At 73.1% G+C, this 23,123-nt stretch carries 19 protein-coding genes; 6 read left to right on the top strand and 13 right to left on the bottom strand.

The genetic code is table 11. The features are described 5' to 3' along the window. The first annotated feature begins 147 nt into the window (after nucleotides 1–147). Nucleotides 148–1,011 (top strand): glycoside hydrolase family 16 protein, encoded by an 864-nt coding sequence (locus tag BUE37_RS22985; protein ID WP_073417994.1) that lies wholly within the window; start codon nucleotides 148–150, stop codon nucleotides 1,009–1,011. Between the two features lie 10 nt (nucleotides 1,012–1,021). On the opposite strand, the gene BUE37_RS00915 is transcribed toward BUE37_RS22985, so the two are convergent. From BUE37_RS00915 to BUE37_RS00880, 8 genes are all read right to left on the bottom strand, one after another. Next, nucleotides 1,022–2,353: a lipopolysaccharide biosynthesis protein gene (locus BUE37_RS00915; protein WP_073417992.1), complete on the bottom strand. Its 1,332-nt coding sequence runs from the start codon at nucleotides 2,351–2,353 to the stop codon at nucleotides 1,022–1,024. Beyond that, nucleotides 2,344–3,552 (bottom strand): O-antigen ligase family protein, encoded by a 1,209-nt coding sequence (locus BUE37_RS00910; RefSeq protein ID WP_139252777.1) that lies wholly within the window; start codon nucleotides 3,550–3,552, stop codon nucleotides 2,344–2,346. Before BUE37_RS00910 ends, BUE37_RS00915 begins: the two co-directional genes overlap by 10 nt. Before the next feature lie 62 nt (nucleotides 3,553–3,614). Then, nucleotides 3,615–5,111 carry a hypothetical protein gene (locus BUE37_RS00905; protein WP_073417988.1) on the bottom strand — a complete coding sequence of 499 codons (1,497 nt, stop codon included), beginning with the start codon at nucleotides 5,109–5,111 and terminating at the stop codon, nucleotides 3,615–3,617. A gap of 212 nt (nucleotides 5,112–5,323) precedes the next feature. Further along, nucleotides 5,324–6,535, bottom strand: a complete 1,212-nt coding sequence (locus BUE37_RS00900; RefSeq protein ID WP_083628126.1) for an acyltransferase family protein — start codon at nucleotides 6,533–6,535, stop codon at nucleotides 5,324–5,326. Further along, the gene (locus BUE37_RS00895) at nucleotides 6,532–8,766 is read right to left on the bottom strand and encodes a glycosyltransferase (RefSeq protein ID WP_245794362.1); all 2,235 of its coding nucleotides are present in this window, start codon (nucleotides 8,764–8,766) and stop codon (nucleotides 6,532–6,534) included. Before BUE37_RS00895 ends, BUE37_RS00900 begins: the two co-directional genes overlap by 4 nt. 65 nt (nucleotides 8,767–8,831) lie before the next feature. Continuing rightward, on the bottom strand, nucleotides 8,832–9,689 hold the full coding sequence (locus tag BUE37_RS00890) for a WecB/TagA/CpsF family glycosyltransferase (protein ID WP_083628122.1): 858 nt from the start codon (nucleotides 9,687–9,689) through the stop codon (nucleotides 8,832–8,834). Between the two features lie 293 nt (nucleotides 9,690–9,982). Then, nucleotides 9,983–10,567, bottom strand: coding sequence for a hypothetical protein (locus BUE37_RS00885; protein ID WP_139252776.1), 585 nt, complete (start codon nucleotides 10,565–10,567; stop codon nucleotides 9,983–9,985). A 304-nt stretch (nucleotides 10,568–10,871) separates the two neighbouring features. Continuing rightward, the gene (locus tag BUE37_RS00880; RefSeq protein ID WP_175562762.1) at nucleotides 10,872–11,528 is read right to left on the bottom strand and encodes a TVP38/TMEM64 family protein; all 657 of its coding nucleotides are present in this window, start codon (nucleotides 11,526–11,528) and stop codon (nucleotides 10,872–10,874) included. Between the two features lie 68 nt (nucleotides 11,529–11,596). On the opposite strand from BUE37_RS00880, the gene BUE37_RS00875 reads away from it, so the two are divergent. Then, nucleotides 11,597–12,808 carry a glycoside hydrolase family 3 N-terminal domain-containing protein gene (locus BUE37_RS00875; RefSeq protein ID WP_073417978.1) on the top strand — a complete coding sequence of 404 codons (1,212 nt, stop codon included), beginning with the start codon at nucleotides 11,597–11,599 and terminating at the stop codon, nucleotides 12,806–12,808. Here BUE37_RS00875 and BUE37_RS00870 read toward each other — a convergent pair. After that, nucleotides 12,774–13,019: a hypothetical protein gene (locus BUE37_RS00870; RefSeq protein ID WP_139252775.1), complete on the bottom strand. Its 246-nt coding sequence runs from the start codon at nucleotides 13,017–13,019 to the stop codon at nucleotides 12,774–12,776. The two genes, BUE37_RS00875 and BUE37_RS00870, sit on opposite strands and share 35 nt — an antisense overlap. A 126-nt stretch (nucleotides 13,020–13,145) precedes the next feature. Between BUE37_RS00870 and BUE37_RS00865 the strand changes: the two genes are divergently transcribed. After that, nucleotides 13,146–13,949, top strand: coding sequence for a hypothetical protein (locus BUE37_RS00865; protein WP_073417974.1), 804 nt, complete (start codon nucleotides 13,146–13,148; stop codon nucleotides 13,947–13,949). Nucleotides 13,950–14,024: 75 nt separating this feature from the next. Further along, nucleotides 14,025–14,546, top strand: coding sequence for a hypothetical protein (locus BUE37_RS00860; RefSeq protein ID WP_073417972.1), 522 nt, complete (start codon nucleotides 14,025–14,027; stop codon nucleotides 14,544–14,546). A gap of 45 nt (nucleotides 14,547–14,591) precedes the next feature. Here the strand turns inward: BUE37_RS00860 and BUE37_RS23560 are convergent, their stop codons facing one another. After that, nucleotides 14,592–14,729, bottom strand: a complete 138-nt coding sequence (locus tag BUE37_RS23560) for a hypothetical protein (RefSeq protein ID WP_175562753.1) — start codon at nucleotides 14,727–14,729, stop codon at nucleotides 14,592–14,594. A 531-nt stretch (nucleotides 14,730–15,260) separates the two neighbouring features. Between BUE37_RS23560 and BUE37_RS00855 the strand changes: the two genes are divergently transcribed. Together BUE37_RS00855 and BUE37_RS00850 are read left to right on the top strand one after the other, a co-directional pair. Then, nucleotides 15,261–17,399 carry a SpoIIE family protein phosphatase gene (locus tag BUE37_RS00855; protein WP_245794223.1) on the top strand — a complete coding sequence of 713 codons (2,139 nt, stop codon included), beginning with the start codon at nucleotides 15,261–15,263 and terminating at the stop codon, nucleotides 17,397–17,399. A gap of 41 nt (nucleotides 17,400–17,440) precedes the next feature. Continuing rightward, on the top strand, nucleotides 17,441–18,274 hold the full coding sequence (locus BUE37_RS00850) for an SDR family oxidoreductase (RefSeq protein ID WP_073417970.1): 834 nt from the start codon (nucleotides 17,441–17,443) through the stop codon (nucleotides 18,272–18,274). A gap of 15 nt (nucleotides 18,275–18,289) precedes the next feature. Here BUE37_RS00850 and nrfD read toward each other — a convergent pair whose 3' ends face one another. From nrfD to fdh, 3 genes are read right to left on the bottom strand one after another with little or no spacing between them, the layout of a single operon-like run. Then, entirely contained in the window at nucleotides 18,290–19,342 is a 1,053-nt protein-coding gene (gene nrfD, locus BUE37_RS00845) for an NrfD/PsrC family molybdoenzyme membrane anchor subunit (protein WP_073417968.1), read from the bottom strand. After that, nucleotides 19,339–20,403, bottom strand: a complete 1,065-nt coding sequence (locus tag BUE37_RS00840) for a 4Fe-4S dicluster domain-containing protein (protein WP_073417966.1) — start codon at nucleotides 20,401–20,403, stop codon at nucleotides 19,339–19,341. Before BUE37_RS00840 ends, nrfD begins: the two co-directional genes overlap by 4 nt. Beyond that, a complete protein-coding gene (gene fdh, locus BUE37_RS00835; protein ID WP_073417964.1) occupies nucleotides 20,400–23,117 on the bottom strand; it encodes a formate dehydrogenase in 2,718 nt (905 codons plus the stop codon). Before fdh ends, BUE37_RS00840 begins: the two co-directional genes overlap by 4 nt. Nucleotides 23,118–23,123: the final 6 nt, after the last annotated feature.

Here is a 23,123-nt window from a genome sequence, read left to right as displayed (position 1 = left end):
CGACCGCGACCGGGGAGCCCCTCGCCCACGGCCCCCCCGGCCTCCTCCACACCAGCAGCAACCGCCCCGCCCTCGGACCCGGAGTCGAGCCCGAGCGCGCCCTCCGGCGCTCCCTCGACCTCCCCTTCGTCTCCCGTACCTAAGCCGGTGCAGCCGACGTGGGCTGACGAGTTCGACTCTCTCGACCTCGCCTCTGGCACGAATCCCAACGGCTTCTGGCGAGCCAATGACGTCTGGCAGCCGATCGACGCCGGCTACGCGGGCTTCGACGGCGACACCCCAGGTACCTGGTTCCTCAATCCCGCGCAGGACGTCGCCGGGAGCCCTCGGTCCCCGTTCAGCGTGTCCGACGGCGTTCTGTCCATCACCGCTTCGCGGACGCCGGCCAGCTGGCGCACGTCTATCGCCGAGTTGAACACACAGAACCCTGGTTACGCCCCTCCGTGGACGGGCGGGATCCTCCTCTCGAACACAGATCGCCCTGACGCCACGTTCGGCTACGGCTACTACGAGTTCCGCATGCGGACGGCTGCACCCGTACAAGGGGGTTGGCCGGCTCTCTGGTTCTTCGCCGCCGACGGCCAGAACCCGGGACACGAGCAGGCTGAGATCGACCTCTTCGAGGTCTTCGGCCACCCCGACGGGCAGCCGTGGACGGTCACGGTGCACCAGGCGGTGAAGGTCGACGGGAGGATCGGCCCGGCACCCGGTGCACGCACCGCGACAGGACAGATCGATGTCGCCTCAGTCGACGCGGACACGACGGCTTGGCACGTGTACGCCCTGGACTGGCAGCCCGGCCAGCTGCGCTTCCTCCGTGACGGCGTCGTCGTCGGCGAACTGACCGGTGCCGACGCCGCGTTCTTCGACGGCGTCCGGATGTCGATCCGGCTCAACGTCGCGATGGACGGTTCCTGGTTCCCCGAGGGACAGAGGAGCCAGGAGTCCAGCCCTGATCGCTGGACCATGGAGGTCGACTACATACGACGCTGGGACGACCGCCCCGCGTGACCCGTTGGGCTCACCGCGCGGGCTCGTCGTGCAGGACGGAGCCATCCGCACTGTCCGCCTCGGTGACGGCCGAGTCATGACGATGTTGACGCCTGACCAGGTGAGCCCAGGAACCGAGGACGAAGACGGCCTCGGCCATCAGAGTGGCAAGAGCTCCTCCGAGCCACGAGAGGTGGGGGACCAACACGACGGTGAGCACGGCCGCCGTGGTCGCCGCCCCGGTGATGACCACCAGTCGGTGGCCATGTGCGCCGAAGCCCAAGAGTCCGTTGAAGGCGAAGCCTCCGAGACCTCGGAGGACCACGAGGGCTGCGAGCACACGGACCATGTCCACCGATCCCTCGTAGTCCTCACCCAGGACCAGGGGAAGCAGTGGGGCAGCCATGACGACGATCAGACCGGCCGTGAGGCCATAGGCAGTCCCGAGCAGAGTGAAACGGAACGAGCGGCGGACGTGCTCTCCCTTGCGATCGTCGTCGTGTTGCAGGAAGCGCCGGTGGGACGCCGTGACGAGTGCCTTGATCGGAGCTGCGGCGACCTGGACGGCGCGATAGGCGGCGCCGTAGAGGCCGGCAGTCGCCGGATCGGTGAGACGGACCATCAGGATCTTGTCGACGTCCTCGTGGACCGAGAACGCGAGGAGGGCGCCGGCGAAGGACGCTCCGTCACCGACGTCCCGACGACGGGGCACGGCCGGCCGGAGGGACAGCCGCTCCCGCCACATCAGCTGCCCGAGGACGGTTCCAGCCGCGAGCAGCCCGAGGACGCAGTAGGTCCAGGCGACCGCGATGAGGGAGACCTGACCCCCCGTGACCAGCACCACCACGGTCGACGTCCGCAGCACGAGCAGGACCAGGCGCACGAGAACGGAGTGCCGGTACCGGTCCATGGCCTGGAGGTAGGCCGCACCTAGGGACACGACGCCGGCTCCGACCAGCTCCGCCACCGCCAGCAGGACAAAGACCTGGAGCGCCAGCCCGGGGAAGAGCAGCGGCTGCAGGGCCAGTCCTACCGCGAAAGCGGCAGCAGCGGCCGCGGCCAACAGGGTGAGACACGCGGACAGGACCTGCTGAGGGGGTCTCCTGTCCCGCACGATGCCCTGCATGAGCAGTTGCGCCACCGCCGCGTAGGACACCATCCCCAACGTGGCGACGAGTGCCTGCGCACCGACGAAGAAGCCGTATGCCTCAGGACCGAGGCGAGTACTGATGACGTACATCACGACCAGGCCCGAGGTCATGGTGACCCCCTCGACCGCTGATGCCCACAAGGTGTCACCAGCGAGCCGTCGACCTCCGGTCGGTCGCTGCCGCCCGAGCCGTTTAGGCACGATCAGCGCCATGGGTCTCCTGGAGTCGGAACAACGGGCGCGACACGGTGGTGGCCGGAGGGGCCGCGCGCATCGCTCCCGCTCAGCTTTTGAGGCATGACCGAGCTGATGCCCGGACCGCGGACGGACGCCATGAGCGCGATCAGCAGCAGGCCGTCCCCGGTGAACGGAGAGCTCTCCGTGATGGCCGTGACGAGGAGGACGGCGACTACCCCGAACGCCCAGGCACTGTCGCGATGGAGGGGCGACCGGCTCGCCCTGACCACCGCGGACACCAGGACTGCGCCGAGCAGGACGGAGCCGGTCAATCCGACCTGGAGTGGGATATCGAGGTAACCGCTGTGCGCGTAGAAGGCCTGGAATCGAGCCTCCCGCCACATCTCCAGCGTCACCGGGCTCGCCGGATCCCAGACCCCCCCGAAGCCGAATCCCTCCAACGGCCTCTCGTGGATCTGGCGGATGACGGCGATCCAGATCTCGCGACGGCCCGTGAGTGAACTGTCGCGACCGAGCACCTCGAGCACGCCCTGGGGACGCAGCGCCACGACGGCCGCCATGGTCACCAGCACGGCGAGCGCGATGACGTCCGCGACCGCCCTGGGAGCAGGCCCCGGACGTTCCGTACGCATGGTCTGCCAGGTCAGCACTCCGATGGCTGCCACCGTCGCGGCGAGAGCACTGGCGGACTCGCTCATCACGAGCAGGAAGAGGGCGAGGACCAGCCATGCCCGTCGCCGCCATCCGGCCGGCATCTGGCAGTAGAGGGTCACCACGGCCAGGGCACAGAAGAACCCGAACGCGTTCTTGTGCGGGAAGGGCCCGTGCCACCCCGGCGCTCCGTCGCCCGCCGGAGCGGAGGCCCACGCGGGTGCCACGAGGTGCGTGACGACGGACGCGAGCAAGAGGACCTGCACGCAGCGCGCAAGTACCCGTCGGCTGCCGGCGAGTCCCAGTGTCTGGCCGACCATCCACCCGACGGCGATGAGGGCGACGGCCTCCGTCAGTCGACGGAGTGAGTTCTGCGCGTCGATCGACCAGATGACGGACGCACAGGCCCACAGCAGGAACGAGCCTAGAGGCAACGGCATCGTGAGGCGCGCCCGTGCACGTGGGCTGAGGGAGACCAGGACCAGCAGGACGACGACCGGCAGGCCACGGAGGAGCCAGCGACAGGCCGGGATGTCCGACCACTGCGCCAACACGAAGGTCACGGCGAGGAGGAGCGCTGCCAGTCGCTCGGTCCGCCTGGACGTCCTCCCGTCCAAGTCTGTGGTCACGGACGCGCCACCACGACGTGCAGCGCTGCCTTGCCCTCTTCCTCGACGGCCGTGACCGCGAGTCGCAGGTCCGACTCGGACTGCCCACGGACGGGGACCACGAGGACGACCTCGTCCGCGGTCCGCGCGAGGGACTGCGCGAGACCGGACAGGTTCACGGGCGGAGCGTCCACCACGACCGCATCAAAGGCGGCCAACTCTCCGGGCTGCCCGTTCAGGACGTCCTCGGCGGTCGGCCTCAGTCGGTCCGGGCGACGGCTGACGATGACTCCCGGCGCGGCGGCCGGAGACCAGACCCATCCTGTCGAACCGACCTGATCCGCCGAGTCCGAATCGCCGGCCGAGGCATCGACGGACTGATCGGCGCTTGCGTTCCCGACCGACTCGCTGCGACCGCTCGCATGCCTCGTCGGCGCGTCCCCTGTCGGCGTCCCGCCGAGCAGCGCCAGCGCCTCGGGACGTGACTCGAGTGTCACGGCGAGGACCCGGAGGCCGTCTCGCGCGAGGCTGAGCGCCAGCAGCGCCCAGACGGTCGAACTGACCGCAGCAGTCGTGGCAGCGGAGGAGACCGCGATGACGACGGGCCGCGCCTCGGACCCGGCTGGCGCCAGACGGGCCGCCAGCCGCCGCGCCGGCTCGTCGACGCGGCGCAGGAGCGACCTCCCCTTCCTGAGGTCAGCTCGCCGCACACGCGGGAACACCGCCGCGACGGGGCGACCGGTGATGAGTGAGACCTGATCCGCATCCGTGACGTGCGGACGACGTGACTCCCGGAGCACGGCACCGACGAGCGCGAGGAGGGCCGCCAGGCCCGCCCCGGCGAGCACCGCGGGGAGGAGACCGACGGCTCGAGAGAGGACAGCACCACCCGCGCCCTCGATGACTCGTGTCCCGTCCCTGACGGCCCCTGGGTCCGCCAGCCGTGCCAGGTCCTCGGCGACCTGTGCCGCCTGCACGCTCAACGCGCTGGCCAAGGCCGGAGAGAGGTCCTCGGAACTCAACCGGGACTCCAGTGCACGGGCGCGATCCTCGAGAGGCTGCCGTTGCGCCTGGACCGCGGCCTGGGACGCGGCCTGGCGCCGCTCGACGTACGTGGCCGTGACGGCCTGCGCGACAGCTTCGGCCTCCGACGCGCTCCCAGCCCGGGCCGAGACCGTCACCACGTCGGTCCCCGTGACGTGGGACAGGCTGATCGCCTGCAGCACGTCCTCTCCCGTCAACGGAGGGGTGACCCGGGCGCCCGCCTCGTCGGCTATGTCCCGACCACGGAGCAACTCCATCTCGCTCGTGACGTAACGCTCGGGATCGCCGGAGAACGGTTGCTGTCCAGGCACCGTGACGGCGGTGCTGTCCATGACCAGGACGGAGGACGCCTGGTATGCCGACGGCAGCACGTACCAGGCGCCGAGCCCGAGAAGTGCCCCGATCACCACGGCCAGGGTCAGCCACGAAGCCGAACCCCTGATCGCGCGCTGGAGGAGGTGGAATTCCACGACTCACCTATCCATCGGATGACAGGGGCTGTTGACGGGACGTCGGCGACCGGTGCGGGCCGGATCACCAGGTGCACCAGGGTCGGGCCAGCCCTGTTCCCCGGCGCCGCGTACCCGCCGCGCGCGCCCGGAGAGCGCCGGCGGAAGGGCGTCCGGACGGAGGGCTATCGGCGAGGCCTCCGACCTGGTGATGAGGCCCATGGGTCCGACCGTCACCTCCGGGCCGCCGCTCTGGGACGGAGGAGCCTCTCCATGGGGACCTCGACCACCCGGTGCAGGGCGTACGCCGCCAGGAGGGCCAGGAGCAGCGCCCCCAGGACGGCCACCAGCAGAGGCCCACCTTGGAGGGACTCCTTCTCCCAGCCCGCCCGGTCGAGGACCTCGAACGCAGCCCTCATCGCCAAGGTGTGTACCAGGTAGAAGGCGTACGACCACGCCCCGAGCAAGACGACGGGTCGCCATCGGAGGAGCGAGCGTCGTTGGGTGATGTCCCACTGGGCCGCCGTCCACACGAGGAGGGCGAACGGCACCGCCGTCACCGCGACGTCGCGGAAGCTCTGTGGAACGTGGTTGGCCGCGAGGAACGCGACGGCGACGAGAGCGAGCACCGCAGGAGCCGGAGGGCGCCACCGGACGCCACGAACGGCGAGCGTCCCGAGCAGCATGCCGACGAAGAACTCGAGGAGCCGGGTCACGGGGAAGACCGTGACGAACCACCGGGAGATCGGTCCGTCGCCGACGAGGAAGCCGATGACCGCGACGACCTCGATGGTCAGGAGCGCGACGGCCAGCGCGATGGCCAGCCGGCTGCTGCGCCACCTCGCGACGAACCGGTGCAGGACCGGGAAGACCAGGTAGAAGAACGCCTCGCACGACAGCGTCCAGAACACCGCATTGGCGGCCCAGTAGACGGCCTCGCTCGGCACCCATGACTGGATCAGTGTGAGTGGCAGCAGATCCACCGCGGCGGGACGCCGGCCGTCGACGACGATGAAGGCGATCGAGAGAGCCCACGCGACCGCATAGGCTGGATAGATCCTCGCGAAACGCCGCTGGTAGAAGGCGCGGGCCGTGTCGCCTGGGCGCGCGGTCCAGCTCATCACGAAGCCGCTGACGATGAAGAAGAACGAGACGCCCGTGGTCCCGGCCGTGAAGACGGCGATCGCCCAGGTGTGCTGGCCGAAGCTCAGTGAGTGCAGTGCGAAGACCGCCAGTGCGGCGAAGAAGCGCAGGCCCGTGAGCGAGTCCAAGCGCGACCGCACGGGCGCCGGATCCCCGGAGCGGGCCTCGGCAGGCACGTCCACGCCGACGGCCGCCGGTGGCCGCGCAGCCGCGACCGATCCGCCCTCCACACCGAGGTCGGAGGTCGCCACCCTGGACTCACGTGTGTGCGGACCGTGGGTGCCGTTCTGCCGCTCGGTCAACGGCCCTCCCCTCCGCTCGTCCGCCCAGCGAACTCAGGCATCCCGTGGGGGCCGGTGAGCGGCAGGTCCCCGACGCCGGCCGCGGCCAGCGCGTGATCCAGCGCCTGGTAGGCCTGCGCGGGATCGAAGAGGCGCGCGACCTCCCGTGCGGCCTCCTCGAGCACCATCCGAGCGGTCGAGTCGCCCAGCAGGTCCGCTACGGCATCGACGAAGGCGGTGGGCTCGTCCGCCTCGATGAACGGTCGAGGGTGGAGGCCACCGAGACCCTGCGCACCCACCGAGGTCACGACACTCGCGACGCCGTGACAGATGGCCTCGACGACCTTCACCTTGAGCCCGCTACCGGACCGCAGAGGGGCCAGGACGACGGATGCGTCGCGGTACTCCGCCACCAGATCGGCGACCTCGCCACGGAGGACCACCCCCTGCGGGACGTCGCCGAGCCGAGCGCAGACGGTGCCGACGACGTGCAGCTCCGCCTCCGGCATCCGCTGGCGGATGCCAGGCCAGCAGTGGTCGAGGAACCAACGGATGGCCTCCACGTTGTGGAGGGAGCCGCTGCCCACGAACAGGCATCGCCCAGGGACACGCGCGTCCGCATCGGTGACGTGAGCTCTCATGCTGACCGGGACCACGACGACCTGCGCGTGCGGAGCGAGCGCTGCGAGACTCCGAGCGTCGTCCCACTGGATCGCGACCACGGTGTCGAAGTCCGCGAGGCTCCTCGCCTCGTCGGCGGCGGAGAAGTCCGCCGGCGCCACGAGGTGTCCTGACGTCCTCATGCTGTCGGCCCGCTCGGAGACGACGTCGTGACAGATCACGACATGGACTCCGTCAGGCTGGGACCGGATGAAAGACCTCGGCACCGCGAAGATGGTGTTGTAGAGGACGACTCCCGGCGAGACGTCAACCAGGTGGTCGGCGACCCAACGCTCGGTGGCAGGAGACTGCCAGGCACCCAGTACGTGGTCGACGCCGGCGCGTCGGCGTCGGCGAGACCGCGCGGCGTCGATCCGCTGCTGCATCCAGCGAGGCAGCCGCCGGAACCCCCACCATGCGAGATGTGCAGCGACAGCGGTCGGTGACACCACCACCTCCCAGTCGCCGAGGTGCGCCAGCCCGGGCGCCCGGTAGTGGAGGCCCGTCCCCGAGGACCTCCGCACCAGGAAACCCAGCTGGTGAGTGGTCACCAGCACGACGACACGGAAGCCCCTGGACCTGAAGTGCGAGAGGAAGCCCTCCAGGTAACGGGAGTGTCCCGCCTGCTGGTGATCCGGTCCCTCGGAGGCCACGAAGGCCACAGTTGGAGTGCTGGTCGGCCGGGCGTCGCCTCCGCCGTAGATGACGACGTTCCGCCCGAGCAGACCTGCCACCATCCCCACACCGCGAACGGCGCGCATCAGCCCACCCACGGCGATCCCCTTTTCACCGGACGCGGCACCGCGTGCCGCGACGAGGAGCCCTCCGGCCGTCCAGTAGGCGGCTTGCAGAGCTCTTCTGAGGGGACGTCCGGCAGGCCACCCAGGGCGCGACCGGTCGAGGAGACCGAGCGTGATGCCCTTCCTGTGTTCGCGACGGAGGAGATATCGCACCGCCAGACGCTCCGGCGGCACCGTCTCGTCCGCGGCCGCGGACGGCTCGTAGTACATGCGTGCGCCGCAGGCGATGGCCTGGCGGAAGAACAACTGGTCCTCGCCGCCGGACCTGCCGAGTGACTCGTCGAAACGCAAGGCGTGCCGACGGACGAGCTCCGCACGCAGTGCGTAGTTGCCGGTCCACCCTTCCGAGGTCCATCCGGCTGGCTGCTCCCCCGGGACCGAGTGGAAGAGCGGTCGCTGCAACCAGGCAGGTGCACCGTCCGGGTAATCCGCCCAGACCGGCCCGACCACGATGTCGGCACCATGCCGCTGTAGAGCTGCGACGAGAGCGGCCAGCCAGCCCTGCCGCGGGACCTCGTCATCGTCGATGAAGGCGAGCACCGGAGCCTCCGGGAGCATCCGCTGAAGGAGCTCGTTCCGCCCCTCAGCGATGTTGACGCCTCCGTGTGGGATGTAGCTGACCGGCAGGCCATGGTCGATCCGGAAGGCCTCGACGACGGCCCGCGCCTCCAAGCCGGGGGAGTTGTCCACCACGACGACCGACGCACGGGTCCCGTCGGGCAGGGTCTGCACCTGGGCTCCCAGGTGCTCGAGCAGGGTGGCGAGACCCCGCGGCCGCTTGTACGTGACCACACCGATCGCCACGTCGCTCCGGGGTGAGACGACCAGGCCCTCGGTGGACGAGCCGGACGCCGCACTCACCGTCGTGCGGCGCCGTCGTCGACACGGGCCTCGCCGCCTGGCGGGGAGATGGCGTCCGCCTCGGAAGGGACGGACGCACACGAGCCGTCGGACGTCACGCCGCAGGCGGCGTTCATCGTGTCGACAGGCACTCGACCGGGACCGCACAGGAAGCCGCGCAGCGATGAACGCTGACGGAGCGCGTCCAGCGCTTCGTGCGTGTATCTCCTCCAGAGCCGGCGCGGCTCTCGCATGACGCGGATGAGCCAGTTGATCCGGAGCCTGTAGGCGAAGTCGGGGTAGTAGCTCGGGTGCGACACCTGGTCGATCCACCCGCCACACGTGAGCATGAGGGCCGATCTGGGCCCGAACTCCCGCAACCCGAGCACGTAGGTGTCCTGGAGGGGCGCCCCGAGCCCCACGACGACGATGTCCACCCGTTCCTCGTGGAGACGCGCTGCCATGTCGCGCGGCTCGGGAAGGCCCTCGTAACCGTCCTGCACGAGGACCACCCGGGGCCGTGACGGCATGTCGGAGATCTCCACCGCAGCAGAACGGACGTTGGCGGGTGTCGAGCCGATCAACGCCACCCGTGAACCGCGGGGCGCATGAGCGAACAGGATCGGGAGGAGGAGGTCGGCGCTGGTCCGTGGGGCGTCCGGGACAGCCAGGGTCCTCAGCAGCAACCCGTCGATGCCGACGTGGGTGAAGCGCTCCACACGGACACCGGCAGCCATTGACCGGCTCAGTGACGCATGGTTGTACCAGGTGACCACAGCGCCGACACCTCGCTCGAGGCGTCCGAGCAGCTCATCGGCGAGAGCGCCAGCCCAGCGCAGCTCCTGCAGGACAGGTTCAGTCGAATCATCGGCCACTAGGTCCCCGTTCCGGCCATTCACTCGTCGTCGAGTCGCACGTGCGCGTGCTTCAGCGACCAATCGCGCTGTCTGCCTGATTTCACCTCACGCGTCGGACGACTCCTGCCATTCGGACGTCATCCATGCCCCGAACTGACGACATGGAACCTCCCCACACGTCCCGACCAGCGCTGTGACCTCGGATGACCTCGCGAACAGGGCCGCCGCGACTTCCCGGCCTTGCGCGAGCGGGTCCGCCGTGCGACGCCAGCAGACCGCCTCTGCCTCCGCAGTGGCGGTCGCCTCCGTGGTCAGTCGTGGGGCGGGTCGAGCCTCCGGGCCACGCAGGCGTTGGCGAGCGCCTCGCCGGTGAGCTCGGGGAACGCGCCGGTGCACCAGGCGCGGACGGCCTCGACGTCGGCGAAGCCACCGTCGACGAAGGTGGTCCAGTACGGGTCACCGTCCGGAGCGTGCGAGCGCTGGCCGAAGTCCAGGCTGCTCAGGACGTGCACCTGCGACGCGGGTGCCAGCGCCAGCGCCGCCCTGCTCTCGGCCAGGATGTCGACGGCGAAGAACTGGTGATTGCCGCTCGCCGTGGTCTGCAGCGGGTCGACGATGCCGACGTCCTTCGACGCCACCTGCGCCACCCAACGGCCGTCGAGGTCCAGGGCCGCCAGCGACTCCGCGCTCAACGCCTCGAGCTCGGCCAGCGCCTCGGCCTCCGTCAGCGCCGGCTGCGGCGGGGTGGAGACCGGGGACGGGGCGGGCTCCTCGCCGAGGTCCTTGCCCGTCACGGCGTCCGCGGAGGACGGCTGTGCGGCGGCGGGGGTGGCCGGCTCCTGCTCGACGACGCCGAACCACGCCCCCACCCCGCCCGCCACGAGCAGGAGCGTCACGACGACCCCGATCACCACGCCGCGGCCCGTGCCGCTGCGTGGCGACGGCCCCACGGGCACCGGCAGCGGTCCCGGCGGCGGCCCCTGGGCCTCCGGCCGGCCCCAGGTACCGGCCGGCAACGGCGCCGTCACCGACCGGGGTGGCGGGACGACGGTCGGAGGCGCCGGCTCCCGGCCCGCGGCAGCGCCCCGCGGGAGGTCCTGCTGCGTCACCCTGACCACCCCCGCCCTCGCCGTCCCGCTACGGAACTGCCGCGTCCTGGCGCGGGGAGGGTAACCGTCGGATCCGCGGGACGGGACGGTCTCAGCGGCTCCCGCTGTGCGACCGGCTCCGCCGCCACCACAGGACGGCGCCGACGACGACCGACAGCACCAGCGCACCCTCGACCACCAGGCCGCCGGGTGAGGTCACCCACTCCGGCAGCCCTCCCACCGAGGCGCCCACGGCCACCTGCAGCGCCGAGCCCGGCACGATGCCGAGCACCGTCGCCGCGGTGTACGGGGCCAGCCGCATCGCGGTGAGCCCCGCCGCGTAGCTGACCGGCATGAACGGGATCGGCGAGATCCGCACCAGCAGCATCGGTCCGAAGCCGTGCCCGACCAGCCGCCGGTCCACCTCCGCCAGCCGCCGTCCGGCCAGCTTCGTCACCGCGTCGCGGCCGAGCCACCGGGCGAGCCCGAAGGCGCCCAGCCCGCCGAGCGTGCCGCCCACCACGGCCGCCGCGAAGCCGCCCCAGAAGCCCAGGACGACGCCCAGCAGCAGCGACAACGCCGTCCGCGGCACCGGCGCGAGCAGCGCGGCGCCCACCCCGAGCGTCAGGAGGACGAGCCCAAGCGCACCGGAGCGGTCCACCCAGCCACGCACCGTGGCGACGTCGGGCAGGTCCACGGTGAGCGCGACGACGCCGGCCGCCGCGAGGAGGGCGACGAGCACGCCGGCCCGCACCCACGTCCCCCGCACGGTCCCATCGTTCCCCACGTCCGCGAGGCAGACTGGGGCGACCGCCCGCCCGCGCCCGGAGGACAGCGATGCGCCCGCCCGCCCGGATCCGCCCGGCCGTCACCTGCGCGCTGCTCGCCCTCGCCCTGACCGCCTGCTCGGGGTCGGGGGATCCGCAGCAGGAGCCGGAGACCGAGGGCACCGCCACGAGCAGCAGCAGCTCCCCCGCGACGACGAGCGCCGAGGCCTCCCCGTCGCCCGCCGACCCGGTGGAGGAGCAGGTCGACGCCGCCCTCGCCGGCCTCGACCGTCGCGCCCAGGTGGCGCAGCTGTTCGTCGTCGGGGTCCGGCTCGAGGACCTCTCCCCCGGCGACGTCCTGGTCGCCGACGGCGTCGGCGGGGTCTTCCTCGCCGGGCGCTCGCAGGCCCCGGCCGAGGAGATCGCCGCCGTCACCGGCCGGTGGGTCGACTCCGCCCCCGGGCCGCGCCCGTGGACCGCCGCCGACCAGGAGGGCGGGGCGGTGCAGAGCCTGCAGGGGCCCGGCTTCGAGCGGCTGCCGGCCGCGGTCGACCAGGGACAGCTGCCGCCCGACCAGCTCGCCGCGCTCGCCGACGGCCTGGGCGCCGACCTGGCCTCGGCTGGCATCACCCTCGACCTCGCGCCCGTGGCCGACGTCGTCCCGGCGGGCACGGAGGCGGACAACGACCCGATCGGCGCATTCGGCCGGCAGTACGGCAGCACCCCTGCCGACGTCGTCCCCGACGTGCGGGCCGTTGTCGACGGGCTGGCCGCCCACGGCGTGACCGCGACCGTCAAGCACTTCCCCGGCCTCGGGCTGGTCGACGAGAACACCGACGAGGTCCCCGGCGTCACCGACGAGGTCACCACCGCCTCCAGCGAGCAGGTGGCCGCCTTCGGCGAGCTCGCCCGCTCCGACGCCGATCCGTTCGTGATGGTGTCGTCGGCGATCTACCCACGGCTGGACCCCGCCGCGCCGGCGACGTTCTCGCGTCAGGTCATCACCACGCTGCTGCGCGGCTTCCTGCGCTTCGACGGCGTGGTGATCAGCGACGACGTCGGCGCGGCCGCCGCCTTCCAGGACACGCCGCCCGGCGACCGCGCCGTCCGCTTCCTGGAGGCCGGCGGCACGCTGGTGCTCACCGTCGACCCGGCGGTCTACCCCGAGATGCTCGACGCCGTCCTCGCCCGCGCCGAGGCGGACCCGGCCTTCAGCGAGGTCGTCGACGCCGCTGTCCGCACCGCGCTCACCGCGAAAGCGGAGTCCGGTCTCCTCGGCTGACCGGGCGCCGGTCCGTGCGGGCCAGCACGAGCAGCATGAGCATCGCGACCAGCCAGCCGGCGCCGATGAACAGGTCGCCCAGGTGCAGCCCGTGCGTCACCGACAGGCGGACCAGGACCGGCCCGTCGTTGATGTAGTTGCCGGTGACCAGCAGGAAGGCGAACCCGGACAGGACCGCCCCCGCGACGGCGGCACACGTCCAGCGGAGCATCCGCGCCACGGTAGTCGCGGAGAGGACGTCGTGCCGGAACCGTGCCGCGGCGGTACCCGCCCGGGTGGCACGCTGGCTGCCGGACGGACCGTGCCGGGCGGCCGGACGACGGGACGGGGGGCGCGCGTGACGGGTGAGCGCTACGGACCACCGCCCCGGCCGGCGACCGCCGTCGCCGCCGCCGTCCTCGCCCTCGCGCAGGCCGCGGTGCTCCTGCTGCTCGTCCTCGTGGTCGTCGTCGACGTCGCGGGCCTCGGGCGCAGCGCCGACGTTGGCCTGCCCGCCCTGTTAGCCATCGGCGCCTGCACGCTGGCCGGCCTCGACCTGCTGGGCGGCCTGTCCCTCCTCCGCGGCGCCGGCCGCACGCTGCTGCTGGTCACCGCCGCGGTCGAGGCGGGCGTCTCCGGCCTCGCGTCCGTCGTCGCCCTGGCCGGCCTGGTCCGCGCCGGCGCCTCCTCCTCCGGCGACGCCCTGGTGCTGCTCGCCGCCGTCGCCCTGCTCGCCCTGCCCGTCGTCCGGCTCGTGCTCGTCAGCCGGGCCGAGGTCCGCGCCTGGTCCCGGACGGGCCGCGACCCCGTCCGCACCGGGACGGTCGCCGCGCTGCTCGGGCCGGTCGCCGCCCTGGCCGCGACGGCGACGGTGGTCCTCGCGATCACCGGCACGGACGCCGTCTTCACCGACGACGTGGGCGGCACGTACTCCGGCAGCGGCGAGCCGGTGGCCCCGCCCGCGCCCGGCGGTCAGGACTTCGACGGGCATTTCGCGGATGCGGCCGGCGACTGCTACGGCGGCGAGATGGCGGCCTGCGACGACCTCTACGCGCAGACCCCGGTCGGCGACCCCTACGAGACCTACGGCTCCACCTGCGGCGGCCGGCTCGACGACGAGACGTACGGCGGCTGCGTCCGGGTGTTCGGGCCGACCGACTGACCCGGTCTCACCCCTCGGGGTGGGACGGCGGGTGCCCGGCTGTCGGGACGGGTACCGGCGGCCGTTCTGACCGCCATGACCATCGCGCACGACCCGATCGCCCACGACACTTTCGCTCCGCTAGAAGACGGCCTGCCCGCCCTCGAGCTCGGCTCCGCCGGGCTGCTCCCCGGCCCGGCCGGCGTCCGCGCCGAGCTCGAGCGCCGCGTCGCCCGCCCGGCACGCCGGCCGCGCGCGCTGGTGGTCCTCGGCCTGCTCCGCCGCGACGACACCTGGCCCACGTCGCCGGGCGTCCTCGACGCGACGACGGCGCTCGTGGCGCGCACCCTGCGCGGCGACGACTGGCTCGGCCGCTCCGGTCCCGCGGAGTTCGCCGTCCTGCTCGACGGCTCGGCCGACGACGCCGACGCGGTGGCCGCCCGCCTCACGGCCGGCGTCGCCGCCCTGGGGTCCTCCGGCCTGGGCGCGGGCGCCGGCATCGCGGTGCTCGAGGACGGCGTCACCGCCGGTGAGGTGCTGCGCCGCGCCACGCTCAGCCTGAACACCGCGCGCTCGTGCGGCGCCGGCACCGTCGTCCGCTACCGCGGCGTGCGCTGACCCCGGGCGACGCCCCCGACGGCGCGGACCGGCCCGGCCGGCACGTCAGCGGGGCCCGTCGACCTCCTCGTCCGACGGCCCGCCGGGCTCGTCGTCGGTGGCCTCGTGCCGGTCCGCGTTCCGGATGGCCGCACCCAGCACGAGCGCCGCCACCACGGCGAGCACGACCCAGGCGACGAGCACCCACGCCCACCACGGCACTGCTGTTCCCCCAGCCGGACTCCGACCCCCGTGGTGACGTCCTGACACCTGCACCGCTGCCCGCGAGCGGCTCGCTGACCGCCCACCCCAGCGTCCCCCTCGCGGACGGCCGCCGGTCACCCGGCGCGCCGCTCCTCCGCGGGCGGGTCCTCCTCGTCCGGCGGGGCCTCCTCGCCCGCCGGACCCGTACGGCGGCCGGACCGGTCAGCCGCCCCTAGCGCCGGCCCGAGGACCATGCCCACCACGACGGCCACGGCGAGCCAGCCGACGAGCACCCACGTCCACCACGGCATCGCTCCCCCCGGTCGGAGGGCGACTCCCCCTGGTCACCCTCCGGTATACGAAAGCTACCGAGCGTGAGTGGACGTCGCACGGCGGACGGGTCAGAGTGTGACCTCCGACGGGATGGATTGCACGCAACCGACCGTTCCGGTACACCTGTGTCTCGACCTCCTCGAGCACCCGGGTGTGGTCACGCGGGACCCGGCACGGGCCGGGACCAGGAGAGGCGCCGTGAGGGACGCAGGACAGCCAGGCCCGGTCGACGCCCCGACCGGGGCCGCACGGCACCCCGCACAGCAGCACGTCGACGAGATCGCCGCCGCCCTGCGCAACGAGCTGGCGATGGACGCCGCCGGCATCGGCACCTGGGACTGGGACCCGGTCACCGGCACCCTCGACTGGGACGACCGCCTGGTCGAGCTCTTCGGTTACACCGACACCGGCTTCGACCGGACCCTGGCGAGCTTCGCCGCCCGCGTCCACCCCGAGGACCGCGACGACGTCCTCGCCGGGCTGCAGCACGCGCTCGACACCGGCAGCGACTTCGCCTCCGTGTACCGCATCGTGCTGCCCGGCGGCGTCCTCCGCTGGATCTCCGCCCGCGGCCGCACCCTCACCGACACGCGGGGGCGGTCCACCCGCCTGCTGGGTGCCGCCACCGACGTCACGGATCAGCGCGGCACCGAGCTGGCGGTGACCCGCGTCCTCGAGGCGATGCCGGCCGGCTTCTACTCCCTCACCCCGGACTGGCGCTTCGCACAGGTCAACGCCGAGGGCGAGCGGCTGCTCGGCGTCAGCCGGGAGCGGCTCCTCGGCACGGTCATCTGGGACGCGTTCCCGGCCACGGTGGGCTCGGAGTTCGAGACCGGCTACCGGCGCGCGGTCGAGACCGGCGAGCCGGTCTCCTTCGACGCCTACTACCCTCCGCCGCTCGACGGCTGGTACGAGGTCCGCGCCTGGCCGACCCCCGAGGGCCTGTCGGTGTACTTCCTCGACGTCACCGAGCGGCTGCGCGTCCAGGAGCAGCTGCGCCGCAGCGCCGAGCGGGTGGCGACCGTCGCCCGGATCAGCACCGAGCTGGCCGACTCCCTCGACGCCGAGGTCGCCACGGGGCAGGTGCCGCGGCTGGTGGTCCCCGCCCTCGCCGACGCCTGCATCGTCAGCGTCCTCGACCAGCACGGCCGCCCCCAGGGCGTCAGTTCCTGGCACGCCGACCCCGCCGCCCGCGAGCTGCTCCAGGACTACGCCGCCGCCCGGGCCGCGGCGCTCGCCGCCATCCCCGCCGTGACCCGCACCCTCGCCACCGGTGAGGTCCTGCAGCTGACCGGCGCGCAGTCGCTGGCCACCACCCCGCCAGGCCGGCCGCGCGACCTCCTCACGGCCCTCGCCCCCAGCGCCGCCGTGGCCCTCCCCCTGCGCGGCCGCGGGCACACGCTCGGCCTGCTCTCCCTGCTCTACACCGACGGGCGCGCGCCGACGGCGGAGGAGGTCGCCACCCTGCGCGACGTCGCCGACCGGGTGGGGATGGCCCTCGACAACGCCCGCCTGTACGGCACGCAGCGGCGCCTCGCGCTGGAGCTGCAGCACTCGATGCTCACCGCCCCGCCGGAGCCCGACCACGCCGAGATCGTCGTGCGGTACCACCCCGCCGCCGAGGCCGCGGCGGTCGGCGGCGACTGGTACGACGCCTTCCTCACCGCCGAGGGGGCGACGACGCTGGTCATCGGCGACGTCGCCGGCCACGACACCGCCGCGGCCGCCACGATGGGCCAGCTGCGCAGCCTGCTGCGCGGGGTCGCCCTCGGCACCGGCGCCGGCCCCGCCGCCGTCCTCGCCGACCTCGACCGCGCCATGGACCTGCTGCGGCTGGGCACCCTCGTCACCGCCGCCGTCGCGCGCCTCGAGCAGACGCCGGAGGAGATCGCGCGCGGCGTCACCCGGCTGCGCTGGGCCAACGCCGGCCACCCGCCGCCGCTGGTGCTGCACGCCGACGGCCGCGTGAGCGTGCTGGCGCCCGAGCGCGCCGACCTGCTGCTCGGCGTCGACCCCACCCGGCAGCGGCGTGAGTCGGTCCTCGAGCTCCGCCGTGGCGACACCGTGCTGCTCTACACCGACGGTCTCGTCGAGCGCCGCGACGGCGACCTCGACAGCGGCACCGCCCGGCTCGTCGAGACGCTGGCCGCCCTCTCCGGACGGCCGCTGCAGGAGACCTGCGACCTGCTGGTCGAGCACATGGTCGACGACCACCCCGACGACGACGTCGCGCTGGTCGCCGTGCGCCTGCACCCGCAGGACAGCCCGCGCCCGGCCGCCGCCGGACCGGTCGACGTGCCCGCCGCCGTCCCGCCGGACCCGGCCACACCCGCCTGAGCCCGTCCCGGCCCGCTCCGGCCCGCTCTAGGGTCGGGCGCGTGATCGTCGTGACCGCCGCGGGCGGGGCCACCGGGACCGCCGTCGTCCGGGCGCTGCGGGACCGCGGCGAGCAGGTGCGCGCCGTCGTCGCGTCCCCGCGGCCCCGGCCGGAGCTGGAGGCCCTGGGCGCCGAGGTGGTCGCCGCCGACCTCACCGGCGACCCGTCCGCCGCGCTCGCCGGCGCCGACGCGCTGTACCTGATCTGGCCGAACTTCGACCCGGCCGAGGCCGGCGGCGCCCCCGCGGTGCTGCGCGCGGCGGCCCGGTCGGGCGTGCGACGGCTGGTCTACCACTCGGTACTGCGCCCGCAGGCGCGGTCGATGCCCCACCACGCCGCCAAGGACCGGGTGGAGGAGGCGCTCGACGCCGTCGTCGCCGGCACCGGCGCCCGCTGGCGGGTGCTGCAGCCGTGCGCCTACGCCGACAACCTCGACGACGCCGTCGCCGCGGCCGCGCGGTCGGGCGAGCTGCGCAGCGCCTGGGGCCTGGAGCGCGCGCAGTCGCTGGTCGACCTGCGCGACGTCGCCGAGGCCGCCGCCGTGCTGCTCACCGGGGACGGCCTGGACAGCGGCACCTTCGAGGCGGCCGGTCCCGAGGAGCTCACCGCGCCGGACCTGGCCCGGCTGGCGGGCGCGCACCTCGGCCGCGGGGTCATCGCCGTCGACGCCGCCCCACCGGCCGACGACGGCAGCTACGCCCGCCGCTGCCTGCGCGCGATGTTCGCCGAGTACCGGGCGCACGGGTTCACCGGCAGCCCGCGGGTGCTCACCGCGCTGCTCGGCCGCCCGCCGCGCACCTTCGCCGACCACCTGAGGGGCCATCAGCGCCGCTGAGGCCCACCCAGGCGGTCACCGGGTGATCGTCGAGGCGTGCCCGTCCAGCTTCGCGGCCTCCTTGGCCGCCAGCCGCTCGCGCTGCGGCACCACGGTGTACTTCGGGTCCTTGGCGCTCACCAGCCCGGCCTCGAACACGCCGAACCGGGTGAGCAGCGAGCCGGCCGCCAGCAGCACCCCGGCCACCACGGCCCCGGCCCGCCGGCGCCCGGCGACGACGGTCAGCGCCGCACCGGCCGCGGTGCACGCCTTGGCCGCGCGCAGCAGCGCGCCGGGCCGCCCCTCGAGGTAGGGCTCGCTGACGATCCCGTGGTCGTGCTCCACCCGGTGCATGACCGCGAGCTCGATCGCGGCGCCCGCCACCGCGGTGCGCCGCGACGGCGCCGCCTCGGCCACCGGCGTGAAGACCATCGTCACGCCGCCGCCGGCCGCCATCGCCGAGCCACCGAAGACGTACGGCAGCTGGTCGTGCGCCGCGTGCCACGAGGGCACCGCGGTGTTGGCCAGCAGCACGCCGGTGTAGGTGGCCAGCGGCCCGCCGAACAGCGCCGACACCACACCGCCGAAGCGCTTGAGCCGCGGGAACCAGCCGAGCAGCTCCACGGCCGCCGTCGCCGCGGCCGCTCCGCTGAACGGCGCGAGGATGTAGGACCCGACCGACAGCGGGGACGTCGGCTTGAACACCCGCAGCATGTGCAGGAACCGCTCGGGCCGGCCGAGGTCGTGGATGAGGAAGACCACCGAGGCCAGCGCCCCGCCGCCGGCGGTGTAGCGGCTGACCCGGGTCAGCGTCGGCCGGCCGGTGACGTCGGCGACCGCCGCCAGGATCGACGACGACCCCGCCATCCCGCCGAGGAACAGGTAGAGCGGGACGTCGGGCGACTTCCACACCGGCGGCTTGACGATCGGGCGGCCGTAGTACGACGTGAAGGTGGCGTCGTCGACCATGGCGACCTCGCCACCGCCGCCGCGCCGCCCGCCCCTGCGCCGCCGCTTGCCGCGGGCCTCCGCGGCCGGGCCGTCGGCCCGCCGCCAGCCGGCGCCCGGCGCGGTCAGCCCCTCGGTCACGGTCGCCGCCCGAGGAACGACGAGATCACGACGCCGGCGATCATCGCCGCGCCGGCCGCCGCCGCGCGCCACATCGAGGGCAGGTCGCGGGTGGTCACCACCGGGTCCGGCGGCAGCCCGTAGACCTCCGGCTCGTCGAGCAGCAGGAAGAACGCCCCCGCGCCGCCGACGCCGTCGTCCTCGTCCCGGCCGTAGAGCCGCGCCGTCTCCACACCCTGGCTCTTCAGCGTGGCCAGCCGTGCGTCGGCCCGGGCCTGCAGCTCGTCGAGGTTGCCGAACTGGATGGACTGCGTGGGGCAGGCCGTGGCGCAGGCCGGCTGCAGCCCGTCGGTGAGCCGGTCGTAGCACATCGTGCACTTGAAGACCCGGCCGTCGTCCTTGCGCTGGTCGATGACGCCGTACGGGCAGGCGGGCACGCAGTAGCCGCAGCCGTTGCAGATGTCGCCCTGGACGACGACGGTGCCGAACTCGGTGCGGAACAGCGCCCCGGTGGGGCACACGTCGAGGCAGCCGGCGTGCGTGCAGTGCTTGCAGACGTCGGAGCTCATGAGCCACCGGATCTGCTTGTCGGTGCCGCTCTGCCCGGTCTGCGGGTCGAACTCGCTCAGCGCCTCGGCGTTGAGCACGCTCGACTGCTGCCCCGCGGCGAGGCTGCCGTCGTTCTCGCCCTCCGCCACCGACGGGCCGCTGCCCCGCCGGTCGTCGCCGGGGCGGCCGAAGGTCGGCATGGGCAGGTCGACGGCGCGCGACTGCTCGATGAAGGCCACGTGCCGCCAGGAGTTGGCCCCCAGCTGGCCGGTGTTGTCGTAGGACATCCCGGACAGCCCGATGACGTCGCGCACGCCGTGCGAGTCGTCCATCGGCAGGGTGTTCCACTCCTTGCACGCCACCTCGCAGGCCTTGCAGCCGATGCACACCGAGGTGTCGGTGAAGAAGCCGACCCGCGCCGGGTGGTCGGTCTCGTAGCCGGACTGCCCGGTCACGTCCGGGACCGGCCCGAAGAGCCGGTTCTCGGGGTCGTTGCCCGTGAAGGCCGCGCTCGCCGAGCTGATCGTCGTCACTGCTGCGACCCCTCCCCCGCCTCGGCGGCCACCGGCTCCCGGCCGTTGACGCCCACGCGGCCGGACTCGACCCCGGCGCGGCGCCGGTAGCCCTCCACGAACTCGAGCAGCTCGGGCCCGCGCGGGCGCCGTCCGGGCCGGATGTCGGCGGTGCTGACCTTGTCCTCCTGGATGTGCGTGTTCGGGTCGAGCACGATCCCGAGCAGGTCGTTGGCCGAGTCGCCGGTGGAGATGCCGCTGTAGGACCAGTGGTAGGGCATCCCGATCTGGTGCACGACCTGGCCGCTGCGCAGCCGGATCGGCCGCATCCGCTCGGTGACCAGGACCTTCGCCTCGATCGCCGTCCGGGTGCTCACCAGCGTCGCGAACTCGCCGTTGACCAGGCCCCGCAGCGCGGCGAGCTCGGGGCTGACCTCGACGAAGAACTCCGGCTGGAGCTCCGAGAGGTAGGGCAGCGTGCGGCTCATCCCGCCGGCGGTGTGGTGCTCGGTGAGCCGGTAGGTGGTCACCTGGAACGGGAAGACCGGGCTCAGCGACGGGTTCTCCCGGTTCCACGGGCCGTTGATGTGCTCGATCGTCGGGTTCGCCTGCTGCTTGTACAGGGCGTTCTCGACGACGGACTCCGCCGGCTCGTAGTGCGTCGGCAGCGGACCGTCGACGACGCCCGCCGGCGCGTACAGCCAGGCCTTCCCGTCCCCCTGCATGATGAACGGGTCGGAGCCGCCGATCGCGTCCTGCGCCCGGGCCCCCTCCGGCGGCACGTAGTCCGGTCGCTTGGTCGCCTCGAAGTCCGGGGTGTCGACGCCGGTCCAGCGGCCGGCCTCCTCGTCCCACCACACGTACTTCTTGCGCTCGCTCCACGGCTTCCCGTCGGGGTCGGCCGAGGCGCGGTTGTAGAGGACCCGCCGGTTGTACGGCCACGCCCAGCCCCACTCGGAGGCGACCTGGCCCTGCTCGCGGCCGGGCCTGCGCCGCGCGGACTGGTTGACCTCGTCGGCGTAGACGCCGGAGTAGATCCAGCAGCCGCACGACGTCGACCCGTCGTCCTTGAGCTCCAGGTACCCGGAGACCGCGCGGCCGTCGGGGCCGACGCCGTTGATCTCGCGCAGCACGTCCTCGGCGCTGGGCTCCTGGTCGGGCCCGTGCACCGGGTAGTCCCACGTGAGGTCGAGCAGCGGGCGGTCGCGCGGGTCGGTGGAGCCCGCGAGGCGCTCGCGCAGGATGCGGCCGAGGTGGAAGAAGAACCACAGGTCGCTCTTGGCGTCGCCCGGCGGATCGACGGCCTTGTGCCGCCACTGCAGCAGCCGCTGCGTCTGGGTGAAGGTCCCCTCCTTCTCCGCGTGCGACGCCGCGGGCATGAAGAAGACCTCGGTGGCGATGGTCTCGGGGGCGAGCTCGCCGGTCTCGATCTCCGGCGACTCGTTCCAGAAGGTCGCCGACTCGATCAGCTGCAGGTCGCGGACGACCAGCCAGTCGAGGTTGGCCAGGCCGAAGCGGTTCATCCGGCCGTTGGGGTGGCCGACCGTGGGGTTCTCGCCGACCAGGAAGTAGCCGGAGATCTTCCCCTCGATCATGTCCTTGATCTGCTGGTAGGAGCTGTGGTCGCCGTCGATGCGCGGCATGTGGTCGAAGGCGTAGTCGTTCTCCGCCGTCGCGGCGTCGCCCCACCAGGCCTTGAGCAGGCTGACCATGTAGGCGCGCTTGTTGCCCCAGAACCCGGCCTTGCCGGCGGCGTCGGCGCAGTAGTCGTCGAGCGACTCGTGCTGCTTGGCGTGCGGCATCGGCAGGTAGCCGGGCAGCAGGTTGTACAGCGTCGGGACGTCGGTCGAGCCCTGGATGCTGGCGTGGCCGCGCAGGGCCAGGATGCCGCCGCCGGGCCGGCCGATGTTGCCCAGCAGCGTCTGCAGGATCGAGCAGGTGCGGATGTACTGCGCGCCGACGCTGTGCTGCGTCCAGCCCACCGAGTACACCCACGCCGTCGTCCGGTCGCGGCCGCTGTTCTCGGTGACCCAGCGGGCCACCTGCAGGAACGCCTCCGGCTCGACGCCGCAGACCTCGGCCACCATCTCCGGGGTGTAGCGGGCGAAGTGCCGCTTGAGGACCTGGAAGACCGTCCGCGGGTGCTGCAGCGTCTCGTCGCGCTTCGGCTTGGCGGCGATCGGCGGGCCGCCGCTGCCGGCGGCCTGCGCCTTGTCGGTCTTGCGGATCTCGGGGTGGTCCTCGAGCTCGTCCTGCTCGGCGGCACCGGCCGGGTCGTCGGAGCCCGAGTGCGGCGGCTCCTCCGGCTCGTACTGCCAGGTGGACTCGTCGTAGGTGTTGTTCTCCGGGTCGAAGCCGGAGAACAGGCCGCCGAGGTCCTCGGCGTCGGCGAACTCCTCGCTCACCAGCGCCGCGGCGTTGGTGTAGGCGACGACGTACTCCTTGAAGTACAGGTCGTTCTCGAGGACGTACCGGATCAGCCCGCCGAGGAAGGCGATGTCGGTGCCCATGCGCAGCGGCACGTGCAGGTCGGCGATCGCGCTGGTGCGGGTGAACCGCGGGTCGACGTGGATGATCTTCGCGCCGCGCGCCTTGGCCTCGCTCACCCACTGGAAACCCACCGGGTGGCACTCGGCCATGTTGGAACCCTCGATGACGATGCAGTCGGAGTTCGCGAGGTCTTCCTGGGAGTTCGTGGCACCGCCACGTCCGAACGAGGCACCCAGACCGGGCACCGTGGC

It is taken from the genome of Geodermatophilus nigrescens, assembly GCF_900129495.1.
Lineage (GTDB): Bacteria > Actinomycetota > Actinomycetes > Mycobacteriales > Geodermatophilaceae > Geodermatophilus > Geodermatophilus nigrescens.
The sequence above is the reverse complement of the archived record's forward strand: the minus strand, read 5'-3'. Positions and strand labels throughout refer to the sequence as shown.